We start from the raw sequence: 12878 nt of genomic DNA, 5'->3' as shown, positions 1-12878 counted from the left end.
CCCCAATGCGTCTATAGACGTAAAGACACTTTTAAAAAGTCTCTCAACGTCAACGGAGGTCGCCCGATCAGGTCAGCTAAAGCGTTACTTGTTTGCGCAAAGTCCCCGTTACGGCTCGCACGGAATAAACCTAAGGTGATTGCAATGCGCGCTTCCGGAAAACCTTGTGCAGTCAGATGCGCCCGATACGCTTCGTCCGTTACGACCTTACGATAGATAGGCCGGCCGATGATATCCGATACCATCGCCGCAACCCCCTCCATATCGATCGCTTCAGAGGCCGTTAGATTCGGAGATGGACCATCCCAGTTCTTCTCGGTTAAGATCACTGCAGTAGCTTGGGCCAAATCCGAATGCGTTGTCCAAGCAATCGGACCGTCCTCGGGAACCATCAACTCGCCCGTTTTGACGGCATCGCCTATTAATCCAACTAATGAAGAGACGTAAAAACCGTTGCGAAGAGACGTGTGGCGCATACCCGACTCTTTAAGCAAATCTTCTGTAGCTCCATGGTGAACCATAGGCGGAAAATACGACGTCGAAGAAGAGCCCATATGACTCGTGTATAGAACCCGTCTGGCACCGGATTTCTTTGCTGTTTCAATCGCGGTTTGGTGCTGACGGATCCCCGCATCTCCCAAAATACCGGTTGAAACAAGGAGAACTTGTGACGCGCCTTCAAAAGCATTCAGCAAGCTCTCATCTTCAGTAAAATCGCCATGACGAACACGTACGCCGCGCTCCTGTAAATCCTGCGCCTGGCTCACATCCCGAACACTGACACCAATCTGCTCAGCCGGGAGGCGTTTAAGCAGCTGCTCGACCACGCCTCTGCCTAATCTCCCATTCGCTCCAGTAACGATCAGCATGTTACTCTCACCCTTTCTTCTCTGTAAAAAAATTTGCTAACTATACGGATTTATGTAACCATATATCGCATAAGTAAAAGATAAAGGGTTGGAGCTCCGGCAACAATCAGCAAAAGGCCGGTTTCGTTGCATTCCCAACACAATCGCCGTTTTGTTTGTTTTTGAAATCCGAAGAAAGAGTGGTATAGCATGCCGGTAAATCCTAGCGACCCCCGTGTAAAGAGAACCCGCCAGTTATTAATTCAGGCCTTTAACGATCTGCTTGACGAAAAGAGAAACATCTATTCCATTTCTGTTCACGACATTGCGAATATAGCGGCCGTCAACCGTGCAACCTTCTATGCGCATTTTGAAGACAAATTCGCTTTTCTCGCTTATTGGATGACAGAGAAGTTTCAACTTATTCTGCAAAAAAGACTGCCGGACGATGCAGCCTTCAGTAAGGATAATTTGTATATTCTTGTTCAGACCGTCTTTCAATTTCTAGTGCGATTTCGACAGTACCTCACGCCGGGAGACAAGCAATTTGAGCCGCTGTTGGAAAACGCCATGCAAAAGGAATTGTATCGTCTCCTGCTCCAATGGCTAGAATCGGGGCCTAAACAGAACGGCCTGCAAGAAAAGCGGGAAGCTACGGCTGTTGTGGTCAGTTGGGGAATATTTGGGTCGGCCCTGCAGTGGAGCAGGGAGATTCAAACTCATACGCTGGAGTCAATGGTGGAAGAGGTTATTGAAGTTGTAGCGGTTAATTTAAGCGCTTTTTGGGAGCAGGGAACCGGATGAGCTTGAACGTGAATTACCGCAATCTCATTTATCCCTCTTCATTCTATCTTCAATTAATTGAATCTTATTATTTGCTTCTTTTATCAAATACTTAAGTGATGCTCCAGCATTTAATGAAGATATCGAAATCATAATACAAACTAACTTTACTTCAACAACAAACGGGTAATGGAGCAAAAGAAAAGGAAGAAATAACAAAATTAAACCATAGTATAACGAGTCCATATACCACATAAATGAAATCCTTTATCCATTATCCGTGGAATTCAGATATTTTCTTACCTTCTCTACATTCTTTCCATTACCCACTCCAGCAAGCGAATAGTGCCAAACTTTAGTGCCAAAGTAATCATTAAAGGCAATATCTAAATCATTTAGAATACGGTACGCATACTGAATAGCTTTCAGGTCCTCACGCATGACACCGAACTTGAGAAGGTTTTGAGCATTTTGTAAATCCTCTCTTAAAAAGTCACTTGAAAGCGGCGGAACGCCCTCCAATTTGTCCACGGCATCCTTTAACTGTTCTTTATCAGAAACCGTGAATTGAAACTCCTCATCCGCACCCCAGCCGAGTAAATCATCTAATATCCCATGAACTTCTGCAATAGTTGCTTTAACCTCTAACGGCACCTCATATAGCTTAGGTTTACTTTCAGCTGCTATGACTACCCCATCTTCCCCATAGTAGGTGTCTTTGGTATACTGGATGCATAAAACAACGGATACAACTACAATAGCAATAACGGCCAATTCCCCAAGTTTAGACATCTTCACATTCCATCACCAGCCTAAAATGTTTCATGCGTTCTAAAAAAACATAATCCATATTTAACCATAATTTACACAAAGATTTCGACCTTATCTTTAGTGGGCTGTCCATTAGCTGGTAAAAAACAGCGGTCATAATTGGATGGTCGCCGTCATGTCTTCGGAGCTATCGTTCCCCGTTAGCCATCCATGCAGCGCACAAACAGCGCTGCACCACAGAGAATGAAAATAGAAATGCCGTTAATAATGCTACTACGGCTGGGAGAAGAAGGTCGATAAACTATGGTGCGTTAGAGCCCATCCGTTAGTCTGACTCCAACGATCACGGTGCATCACAGAATGTCGCTCCCTCGGGAAGCACTCATGGTAGATTAATCCTAATTTGGTTGTTGCACCAGCTCCATAAATGAGCCGTAGAGAGGAAATTTTTAATGGATGTTCTCATTGAACGTGCATGCGGAATGGATGTTCATAAAGACTCTATCACTGCTTGTGTAATGACTCCCGAAGGAAAGGAGATTTGTACTTTCCCTACTAAGACAGTCTTTTTATTGCAATTAATAGACTGGATTAAAGACCATGGCTGTACGCATGTAGCGATGGAAAGTACAGGTGTATTTTGGAAACCAATTGTAAACCTCTTAGAATCGGAAGACATTACGTTTTTAGTCGTGAATGCTCAACATATGAAAGCACTTCCGGGACGTAAAACCGATGTCAAAGATGCAGAATGGATTGCCCAGCTTCTACGTCATGGGCTTCTCACAGCTAGTTTTATTCCAAACCGCGCCCAACGAGAACTTAGAGAGTTGGTTCGTTACCGTCGCAGCATAATTGAAGAGCGTGCTAGACAACACAACCGAATTCAAAAAGTTCTAGAAGGAGCAAATATTAAGCTCGGTTCCGTTGTTTCAGACATTATGGGCGTTTCTTCTAAGAATATGCTTCGTGCCATTGCAGAAGGTGAAGAGGATCCTGAAACACTAGCAAACTTAGCCCAGCGTACACTGAAAAAGAAAAAAGCGGAACTAGAACTTGCTCTGCGTGGTTATGTGAACCCTCATCAGCGTTTAATGATCAAGACAATTCTAAACCACATCGATTTTCTGACAGAACAAATTGAGCTGTTAGATCAAGAGATAGCCCAGAGAGTGAGCTCTTTTCAGGAAGACATAGAGCGATTAGATTCCATTCCTGGTATTGCCCCACGCATGGCGGAACAGATATTAGCTGAGCTTGGAACAAACATTGAGAACCAGTTTCCTAGCGCAGCTCATTTGTGTTCTTGGGCAGCATTAGTTCCTGGGCATAACGAGAGTGCTGGCAAACGCAAATCGGCTAAAGGTAAGAAAGGAAACAAATACTTGAAAGCTGCTTTAACAGAAGCAGCACATTCAGTAGGCGCATCCAAGAACTATCTTGGTGCCATGTATCGACGAGCACTCGCTAAGAAAGGTAGAAAACGTGCAGCTATTGTAGTCGCTCATGCCATGCTTAGAATCGCTTATTACTTACTAACCCGAAAAGAAATGTACGTGGATTTGGGCGAAGACTATTTTGAACGACATAAACATGCTGCAGTGGTTAGAAATTCGGTGCGTAGACTTGAAAGCTTGGGATATTCCGTTTCTATTTCGGATGTCTCCTGATCCTTATTTTGAAAAGTATGTACCAGGTGCTAGATTTTAAAAATTTAAAGAACTGCACCCTTATTTAGTTTTGTCTTTTTTTGATGTTACTTCAATGAATTTTCATGGTAGTTCAATCTCGAAATCATCGGAGGACCGAGCAGAGAATGCCCTATGCGTGAATATGGTGTTATATGAAGCCACTTCCATATTCGGTTTACAAGCAACTATTACTTTATTAACTGGTTTACTTTTTGAATTGCTATCTTCATTCCTTCATACAAATCTGTTACTGACCGATATTCTTCTTTGAATACTGGGTTACTCCATTCTGTGTTCTTGATAATATGTATAATAAAAACGCCGTTAAGAGTTGAAAACCTGCCATACCATCCGACATCAACTAAGTATCCATTTGGATATTCGACCATAAACATATCTTCACTTAACCATTTAATATCAGTTATATCTTCAGGACTTAATTTATAAGAGTTCCATTTAACAACTCCTGGTCTGAAATCAAAGTTTTCAAACATATTTATACCTCCCATATCTAGCCACCTATAAATGGATAATCAGTGTATTCGGCAACCTGCGAATTTATCCTTCCAAACTTGAAAAAGCTGCAGCGGATCTAACGATCTGCTGCAGCTTTCATGATTGAACTATAGTCTCCCGTTAGCTCAATAAATTGTCCTACCTTTACATCTTTTGGAGCAAAAATTCTTTGTGTTCTTCTGATAGCTTCAATAAAGTAAACTCATTATGCTTAATTAATTCACTGAGCATATCTGATTCTTCCTTAGCTAAATCATAAAGTGCTTTATTAATGATTCCGCTGATAAGAGCTCCTTCTAGCTCATCTGTGTCCTTATTAATTACTTCCCCAGATGGTAATACAATTAAATCCAGAAACAAATCGTCCATCCAAGGCACATTATTCTCACTAACACCATTCTGAGAACATATATCTATGTACCACTGCACGATATTACCTTTCGAATCAAACATTGTCGTTACCGAATGATTTCGACCTGAAGGGAATTGCTGAAGCCATAGATAGCCATCGTTAACAATACAAATTTCTTCTCCGTTATACTCAACGTAAAGTGGGTCTGATACTTTGACAATTCGTAGAAGGGTCACATAACCATTGAAGTTATCCGATTCGATAAAGGATTGAGTATACTCCCTAACTAAAACACGTTGCCAGTCTGAACGATCTCCATATTTTCTTTTTAACACCAATATCCCCCCATGCTCTGCATCGAGATAATATTACCGTATATTGGGACTATCCTGCCCTTAATTCAACAAATGCTGCAGTAGCCGTTAGTGTAATGTCGCATAGTACAGTGAATTTTAGAAAACGGCAGCCCAGTGAGTGTGAGCTGCCGTACAATTCGTATTAAGTTAAATTCTCTAGGACTATTCAAACCACTGTCTTGGTCCGATAGTATGGAATAATTGATTATTGTCAGTATTCAAAGCTTGCTGTATACGTGCAATTGTGAAGTCACTAATCGGTCTCGGCAAATCATCTACGTTGAAATATTTACATTCTGTTACCTCTGCAGCATCAGGCTGTGGTTGCTGATTATCGGCAACCTTACAGATGAATGCAAAATGATGCATATCGTGAGTGGGTTCATAATACACGCCAGTTAAGCGACCGACGGTAACTTCAAGACCAGTTTCTTCAAACACCTCTCGTTTTGCAGTTTCCTCTGCGGATTCATTAAGCTCGGATAACCCTCCTGGTACTTCCCAATTGTATTTTCCGTAGTTATGTTTTACTAGAAGAATTCGCCCTTCTGAATCCATAATTACAGCAGCTGCTCCGACTGGTTTTTTTGACATTTCGTATCCCCTTTGAATACTAGAAATAAGTTCCATATTTTAGACGTTTATCATCTATATTTGTTGCGGTCTATTAAAGTAATCTGCCCTTTAGTTGAATAGAGGCGGATTATTGATGGGATCCGCCTCCAATAGGCATTAAAAAAAGCGCTTATAAAGCTCTCTCCTACGCTCGCCGCGGAGCTGTGCGTAGATTTGCGTCGTTGATGCCTTCTCATGGCCGAGCATACCTTGGATGAAATCCAGAGGGGCACCATTATCAAGTAATTGGCACGCATAGGTATGCCTAAAGCGATGAGGGTATACATTTGCTTCAATCTCTCCACGATCTGCAAGGCGTTTTAATGCCCATCTAATCGTAGGAATTGCCATTCGTTTAGTTGGACGAGTATCGGTTACAAATAAGGCTTTACATGAATCCTCACGGCTGGCCAGATACTTCTTTAACCATACCTTGCACTCTGTCGTAAAGTAAACTTCTCTCTGTTTCGATCCCTTGCCATTAACAATTGCTGAGCAGTTCTCCCAGTTCATATCCTCGATGTTGATCTTCTCCACCTCCCCGACACGACAGCCGGTACAGTAAAGAAACTCAAGTAGCGCTCTTTCTCTGAGCGACTGGCATGATATCTTCAAGTGTATAACATCTTCCTCAATTAAGAACTTAGGGATACGCTTATCTAATTTTGGTTCTCTTAGTTTGAGAGAGGGATTCGAGGTCAGATACGTTTCTTCATAAGCGTAACGAAAAAGAGATCGAAGAAATCTAATACGATGGCCTAGGCTGCTTGGCTTCAATCTGTCTGCTTGTTTTGCTAAGTACTCCTTCAGCATTGCTAACGTTACTTCCGTTACAGCCAGGTCGCCTAGTTCCAATATCAACATTTTGTGTTGAAGCGAGTATGCTTTCAGTGTTTTCGGACTGAATCCTTGAATACGTTTATCTGCTTCATACAACTTCCATAAGTCACTTAAGTTAATAAAAAAAAACCTCCTTTTGAAGCTATTAAATCTAGTTTGCTTCTCCGGAGAGGTTTTAATCTGCATGATGTATTAAACTAGCGTTTCCCATTAGTTGAATAAGCATCTTATCTTTTATTGCACATTTTCGTCGAAAATTAAGAAAATCCAGATACTTGTTTAGCATTAAAGCGTATTATTTAAAAAGGAGTTGAATTGTCATGGTTATCTTCACTTCAATTTTTATTGTCTTGTCAATTTTTATAATTTTTTTCCCAGCCTCCGGTTTGAAGCTTCGCAACTACCTGTTACAAGAAAATAAAGAATCAAGCTATATGGAACTGCTAATGAGTCGGATTATTGGTTTAATTGCACTCGTATTAAACCTTTACATCTTGTTCAATATTAGTCACTAACGTTCCAGATACTCCGATGTTACTGCGCAATATGATTCAAATGCGACAGAAAAACCCCATTCTCATCTTCAACTAACCTCCCCTTTAGCTCAATAAAAAAAGCAACCAAACGTTATACGTCGGCTGCTGTTGCATTGTTAAGCTATAGTTCCCAGATAGCTTAATGGATTAACTACAATCTGTATAAAATCTTTGCTTTGAACAATGAAGACATTGGAACAGATAGCCTTGTATATAATCATAATCAGAATTGTTGAATTCTGCCTCAGTCATACCATATTCATTCAATAGTTGTTGGTAATCCTCTTGAACTTGTTGTGGGTATTTCTGAACAAGCTGTTTGATTTGCTTCCAGCTAATATAGTCTATAATTGCACAAAAGTCTCCACAACATGAAAGCCATTGTTCTTGTTGAAATCCAAGAAAACCAGGAGTTCTATGAACCAATTCATCTAAATATTCAAGACTTGCTACCGCCTCACAAAAAGCAGAGTTTGGAATTCTCCATCATATTTTTCTGCTGCTTTTCCATCAGCTATACACCATGGACAAATATTCTCGACATCCTCAATTGAATAGAATGGTCCAATATAGATATATTCTCTTTCTTTACTACAAACAGGACATACTGACTCTTCTTTCCTAATAACCTCTAGCTTAATAGGTTCTGGATTATATTTAAACTTTGGTAACTCCACTAAAGATACCCCTCACTTGATTATTGGACTAACGTCTCCCGGTAGTTGAACATCCTTTAGCGCCGTTTTATTTCTGTTACTACCGGTTCAGACGCTAAGACAATGTCCACAATGTGGTCAAGACAAACAACGCTATATGGCCATCATAGGAATAAGACCATACATGCTCTTTCGATTCTGTGACGCCAGGAGTGACACGAACGATCTTTGCGTAGCCATCGTTCGTCTTGAGATCCTCGTCGAGCCTGAATTACGTATTCTCTTTATTGCAGTGACAGTTCCAAAGCCTCAAATAAAAGAGTACCTAGCCCGGCATTCTTAAGACTAAATCCTTTATTACTAGTGCGAGTTGTTTTCCCATAGCCTTTGGGACAAGTGACTTCTGCTAGTTTAGAAATATCATCTTTAGAATTTCCTGAAGGTTTATAAAGTTTTTCATACTTCGATTTCATTCTGTAATTGATTCGATTGCTTCTTCTTAAGTCGCCTGTTTCTTTCTTGAATTTTTCGCCTGTTCGAAATCTCCTGTAATGAGCTTGATCTATTCAAATTGAATCTTTAGAACTATATCCATTAATATGTAAATTTTTATATTATTTGGGAGAGAAAATATTGAAAAATTTGGAGGATGGTGTTGCGGTAGAATACTAGATATTAAACGGTTTGCTGTTTTGCTAATTTTTAAGCTGTAACAATAAGGTCCTCTTTGGAAGGTATTTTTTGATTCAATTTCATTCAATTTGTAACTATAAGGCGAAGGATGTGTGTATATCTTGAAAAAGAAACTAATTTTTTCGTTGACATTTTTCTTACTTTTTGCGTTTATAACAAGTACGTATTCTTTTGCCCACGAAATGTATTTTACAGGAAGCGGCTCTACCGTTAGCACGATTAAACTTAGATGGATTCCAAAAAACTCGAGCACTGGTCGTTTAAAAGTCTTAATTGATAAACAAAGTCTTTCAGGATCTTGGTCAACCTATTATGAAGATGCTCGTTCAGCTTGGCACTCTTCTGCAGCTCCTGCAGAATTTGTAACTGTAACTACCGGCACTTCACCAAATACTTATATGGTCACTGCATCTCAGCAATATTGGGATACAATGTACCCTGATGGGACGTTCACGGAAACTTTGGGAGTTACTGAATTATATGATACAAATAGTTATGTTATTAATTCCTACGCTTCAGCGAGCGCTTCCACAAAACAGCTCAAAGGGGCAAACATATACTTAAATCCGAGCCCTAATTCTGCATCCGCATTTACTTATCGGTTTACTATGACCCACGAGATGGGACATATTCTTGCTCTAGGCCATTCTCACTTAGCTCAATACTCGCCGGCTAATACAAGTACAGACCCTTCAATTATGAGCTACGATTATTTTAGCTTAGGAAAAAGTTACCTACCACAAAATCATGAGGTAAATGATGTAAAAACCATGTATGGATATTAAACGAAGGAAGGATGAAGAAGGATGAAAAAATATATTTTAATAGCCTGTGCAACATTGGCTATATCTGTTTATAGTTACATTGATCTGTCAAATATTAAAACTACGGCGGTGGAAGTGCCGCCAGCAGAATCTCATATTGTGGAAACCACTAGCGGCAGATTGATCAAAATCACAGATCCTAGAGACTTAAAAGATTTGGTTAGTCACTCAGCATTGATTACCAAAGGGAAAATTATTAATATTGAAAACGTTCAAGAAGAAATTCCACTAATCGAAGGAACTCCGGAGAGAGCAGCAACCGAAGCACAGGGTGGAAAGGCAACTCATACCCGTACGGGAACAAACTACACTATTTCTGTGTCGGAGGTATTAAAAGGCCAGCTTGATAATCAGGAAATTATAATGTATATATCGGAAGATGAAATTGGCCTCCGTCCAGAACTGAAAATCGGAGATGAACTAATCTTTAACTTGTATTTCAATAAGACAATAGGCAAGTATATAGACGTGCATCCTCGTGCAGCTTACTTAAGAGTTAATGTAGATAAAAAGGTCAAACCTATGTTCGACAAAATAAAAGAATTTAAGGAATTGGAAAACGAATCTTATGATGAAGTAAAGAAAAAAATTAAGGATGTCGAATAACGTAATAAAGCCGCGATTACGCGGCTTTATTATTTTATAAGACACCTTGTCCACCAACCATTGGTGAAAGGACTACCTAGGCAACATCTCTTGGATCAGTTGTGGGCGAGGTGGAGGGCACTGGCTAACTCCGATCGGTAACTGTGCAAATTCAGGTCCCTTAGGGAAGAACTCTCTAAAAAAGTCTGTTACTGTTTTCCTTGGAGTCTCGTTGCCACGACTGATGCAAATCCGAAGAATGACGGCGTACGTTGTCCGAATAATGTCCATAAAAGGTGACTAGAAGTCAAGATTTGAAGGGGGAAGCCGTCAGAACGGCTCCCTGCTTCATTTCACATTATACTTATTTTCTATGCTTCCGTGACACTCAACCTATAAGCATAATATTGTCCTTCTTACTTATAGCCTCGCTCGACAGACAAAACCATATTTGGGACAGTTAAGTTGTTATTTACTTTTTGGAAATTCTATCGATCCCTTTATTTCATCTTCTGAATATCCCTGACATTTTGAAACAGAAAAAATAGTTCCTGATTTCTCCTCAGATTTGTTTAATTGTCTACACTTATATACTTCCACGCTTCCATTTGTGAATACATCTCTAGAAGTATCATTTATCCATACAATATCCTTACCATTTGAATTGATATTCGTTATTATTGGCCCACTATCTATATTAGGACCTATAATCATTAAGTAATCATCTTTATGATTTAGAAATCTCTCATAGAGTGTATTCATTCTACTCAAAGAAGATTGATCCATTTTCCGAAGAATCATTCCTTGAAAGTCATCATCTTTGTACAAAACATTTAATCGTATTGAATAAGCGAGGCTAATGCCAAGGAGAACAACGACGAGTGTAAGTAACAAAATTGTCTTTTTCATCATAACCCTCCTCGTAGGATAGTAATTGAAAGACCTTCACGCTCTTTTTCGAGCGGATCCGGGAATCCGACAGAAGGCGAGAGGATATTCCAGCAAGGTAAACCTGTAACGAACAATTTCATACTGATCGCATAAGGTTTTGATAGATGCCCACGGATGCCAAAAACTCAGCGTGTGTCCCTTTTTGCATTGTTCTTCATTGCTGCAGCAAAAATACGAGTTCAACTCGTCAAGTCCGAATTTAACTACCTTCCTTGCAGTTTCCGTGGCATACTCTTGCCTCCAAAAAGGATTCCCTACCCAGTAGGCTAACTCCGCCTGTTTTTCACTTTTGGCAACACGTAAACTTACACATCAATAAGCATTTCAGTTTCTTTTTTAACCATCGCGAATGAATATATATCCCCCTCTGGAATGCGTTGCAAATACGTTCTATCCAAGCTTCAGCACCATCAGGGTATGGGTAAAGAATTGATAAGGTTGTCCGTGCAACGGTTTCGTCTCCAGCTAAGGAATGAACTGTTTTTGCATCCGGAGGCTCAAACAATCTCGGAGTTTAAACCATTTGTTTCAAGTCTTGGACCCATACTTTTCCTCCCATTAACTCATTTTCCTTTCAATAATATTCGTGACGGGGTTGGACTATCCTGCCCGTTAACGTAACAAAGTTGCGCACTTCATTCAGTTTGGCTATTCAACTATCATTTCCCAATAGTTGAATGATTCAAGTATACATCTTTAGTATATTTTCATTTACTCTAGATGTTTTGGATCTTGACCGATATAACCATCTTGAATAACTTTCCCAGGACAAACTGAGTAACTATATTGAGTCAAAGGTTCGTCCGTAAATGTTACCAATGCCCGTACTTACAATCTTTACTTATCCAAGTATATGCTCCCACTATTTTATTAATATCTTTATTAGTGTATTTCGTGTCTGCTAATAGATAGTTTTCTACCATCACTGCTGCTCTTTGTATTTTATCTTCACTTCCGTGAAAACGAGAGCAACAAAGCCAAATTAATACAATGAAACAAATTCCCGTGGCAAATGCCACAAATTTTGCATACATTTTATTTCTTTTCACTTCTTATATACTCTCCTTTGATTTTAGCTAATCGAGTTGTTTAGTACAAATTATTGTACGACATATTGGAACTATCCTGCCCTTTCGTTCTATAAAAAAACAACCGATCGTTGTACGCCAGCTGCTGTCTCATTGTTACACTATAGTTCCCCGAGACCCATGGACTTTTAGCTGCAATTTATCCCGAGTATCAATTAATTTAAAAACTTGGGGGTGAATCCTGTTAGTTATAAATTGACGGATTTCATCAGAGGACTTCATATGTACAGCATTCAAAAACTCTACATCTTCCCGAGGCAAGTATTTTGAAGCTGAATGAATAATGTCACTCTCTATTACGTTACTTCCTGGGTTTTCGTTGACATATCGTCTCAGACTTAGATCAACTGTAGCCAGTGCGTCTATCGCTGTGTACATTTGATCCAGTGCTTGCCGCTGTCTACTTTGACGGATTCTATATAATATGATCCCAACGGCCAAAACAAAAATACCACACAAAATAGCAATAAATAGTTCTTGCACATCCACTGTATTTTATCCCCTTTATCATTGATTTTGATTTTCCGATCTCACTGAAGCCAGTTTCGTACCGCCGTCCCTCCTTTTATCGCCTTCTACTCCTTTTATAAAAGCAATCAGGTTCGATTAATCTGTCTAATTTACAATACCACATATTGGAACTATCCTCCCTCTATGGAGAATCGTTATTCTCTTAAATTCGCTTGTTTTCGTAGGTTTTGAACCTTTTTCTTTCGTGACAGACAACCGCTGAATGGAATAAGGTTGTAGAAGATGTAGAATATGGGGCGAAG

The 12878-nt window shown here is 39.8% G+C and carries 15 protein-coding genes and 1 pseudogene; 4 read left to right on the top strand and 12 right to left on the bottom strand.

Annotated elements, in window-relative coordinates:
* Positions 1–11: 11 nt before the first annotated feature.
* Positions 12–869 carry an SDR family oxidoreductase gene (locus tag M3194_RS05270; RefSeq protein ID WP_251652201.1) on the bottom strand — a complete coding sequence of 286 codons (858 nt, stop codon included), beginning with the start codon at positions 867–869 and terminating at the stop codon, positions 12–14.
* 189 nt (positions 870–1058) lie between these two features.
* Here M3194_RS05270 and M3194_RS05265 point away from each other — a divergent pair, with 189 nt between their 5' ends.
* Positions 1059–1652 carry a TetR/AcrR family transcriptional regulator gene (locus M3194_RS05265; protein ID WP_251652200.1) on the top strand — a complete coding sequence of 198 codons (594 nt, stop codon included), beginning with the start codon at positions 1059–1061 and terminating at the stop codon, positions 1650–1652.
* Between the two features lie 246 nt (positions 1653–1898).
* Here the strand turns inward: M3194_RS05265 and M3194_RS05260 are convergent, their stop codons facing one another.
* Positions 1899–2423 (bottom strand): hypothetical protein, encoded by a 525-nt coding sequence (locus tag M3194_RS05260; RefSeq protein ID WP_251652198.1) that lies wholly within the window; start codon positions 2421–2423, stop codon positions 1899–1901.
* A gap of 431 nt (positions 2424–2854) precedes the next feature.
* On the opposite strand from M3194_RS05260, the gene M3194_RS05255 reads away from it, so the two are divergent.
* On the top strand, positions 2855–4072 hold the full coding sequence (locus M3194_RS05255; RefSeq protein WP_251652196.1) for an IS110 family RNA-guided transposase: 1218 nt from the start codon (positions 2855–2857) through the stop codon (positions 4070–4072).
* A 209-nt stretch (positions 4073–4281) separates the two neighbouring features.
* Here M3194_RS05255 and M3194_RS05250 read toward each other — a convergent pair whose 3' ends face one another.
* The 6 genes from M3194_RS05250 to M3194_RS05225 all read right to left on the bottom strand — a co-directional run bounded on the left by M3194_RS05250 (position 4282) and on the right by M3194_RS05225 (position 7985).
* Positions 4282–4587 (bottom strand): hypothetical protein, encoded by a 306-nt coding sequence (locus M3194_RS05250; RefSeq protein WP_251652194.1) that lies wholly within the window; start codon positions 4585–4587, stop codon positions 4282–4284.
* A 166-nt stretch (positions 4588–4753) separates the two neighbouring features.
* The gene (locus M3194_RS05245; RefSeq protein ID WP_251652192.1) at positions 4754–5296 is read right to left on the bottom strand and encodes a ribonuclease FAU-1 family protein; all 543 of its coding nucleotides are present in this window, start codon (positions 5294–5296) and stop codon (positions 4754–4756) included.
* A 183-nt stretch (positions 5297–5479) separates the two neighbouring features.
* The gene (locus tag M3194_RS05240; RefSeq protein ID WP_251652191.1) at positions 5480–5911 is read right to left on the bottom strand and encodes an NUDIX hydrolase; all 432 of its coding nucleotides are present in this window, start codon (positions 5909–5911) and stop codon (positions 5480–5482) included.
* Between the two features lie 138 nt (positions 5912–6049).
* Positions 6050–6868: a tyrosine-type recombinase/integrase gene (locus M3194_RS05235; RefSeq protein WP_285889145.1), complete on the bottom strand. Its 819-nt coding sequence runs from the start codon at positions 6866–6868 to the stop codon at positions 6050–6052.
* A 587-nt stretch (positions 6869–7455) separates the two neighbouring features.
* Positions 7456–7734, bottom strand: coding sequence for a CbrC family protein (locus M3194_RS05230; RefSeq protein ID WP_251652189.1), 279 nt, complete (start codon positions 7732–7734; stop codon positions 7456–7458).
* A gap of 23 nt (positions 7735–7757) precedes the next feature.
* The gene (locus M3194_RS05225; protein WP_251652187.1) at positions 7758–7985 is read right to left on the bottom strand and encodes a CbrC family protein; all 228 of its coding nucleotides are present in this window, start codon (positions 7983–7985) and stop codon (positions 7758–7760) included.
* Positions 7986–8758: 773 nt separating this feature from the next.
* Between M3194_RS05225 and M3194_RS05220 the strand changes: the two genes are divergently transcribed.
* Positions 8759–9442 (top strand): zinc metalloprotease, encoded by a 684-nt coding sequence (locus M3194_RS05220; protein WP_251652185.1) that lies wholly within the window; start codon positions 8759–8761, stop codon positions 9440–9442.
* A gap of 21 nt (positions 9443–9463) precedes the next feature.
* Positions 9464–10087, top strand: a complete 624-nt coding sequence (locus M3194_RS05215; RefSeq protein WP_251652183.1) for a hypothetical protein — start codon at positions 9464–9466, stop codon at positions 10085–10087.
* 447 nt (positions 10088–10534) lie between these two features.
* On the opposite strand, the gene M3194_RS05210 is transcribed toward M3194_RS05215, so the two are convergent.
* From M3194_RS05210 to M3194_RS05200, 4 genes and pseudogenes are all read right to left on the bottom strand, one after another.
* Positions 10535–10975, bottom strand: a complete 441-nt coding sequence (locus tag M3194_RS05210) for a DUF4362 domain-containing protein (RefSeq protein ID WP_251652181.1) — start codon at positions 10973–10975, stop codon at positions 10535–10537.
* A 36-nt stretch (positions 10976–11011) separates the two neighbouring features.
* Positions 11012–11311: pseudogene (locus tag M3194_RS31620) on the bottom strand (GNAT family N-acetyltransferase); the annotation flags it as partial.
* A gap of 518 nt (positions 11312–11829) precedes the next feature.
* Positions 11830–12066, bottom strand: a complete 237-nt coding sequence (locus M3194_RS05205; protein ID WP_251652179.1) for a hypothetical protein — start codon at positions 12064–12066, stop codon at positions 11830–11832.
* Positions 12067–12201: 135 nt separating this feature from the next.
* On the bottom strand, positions 12202–12594 hold the full coding sequence (locus M3194_RS05200) for a hypothetical protein (RefSeq protein WP_251652177.1): 393 nt from the start codon (positions 12592–12594) through the stop codon (positions 12202–12204).
* Positions 12595–12878: the final 284 nt, after the last annotated feature.

Origin of the sequence: Paenibacillus glycanilyticus, assembly GCF_023715145.1 — a bacterium.
GTDB lineage: Bacteria > Bacillota > Bacilli > Paenibacillales > Paenibacillaceae > Pristimantibacillus > Pristimantibacillus glycanilyticus_A.
Note: the sequence above shows the minus strand (reverse complement) of the source record. Positions and strands in the feature narration are given on the sequence as shown.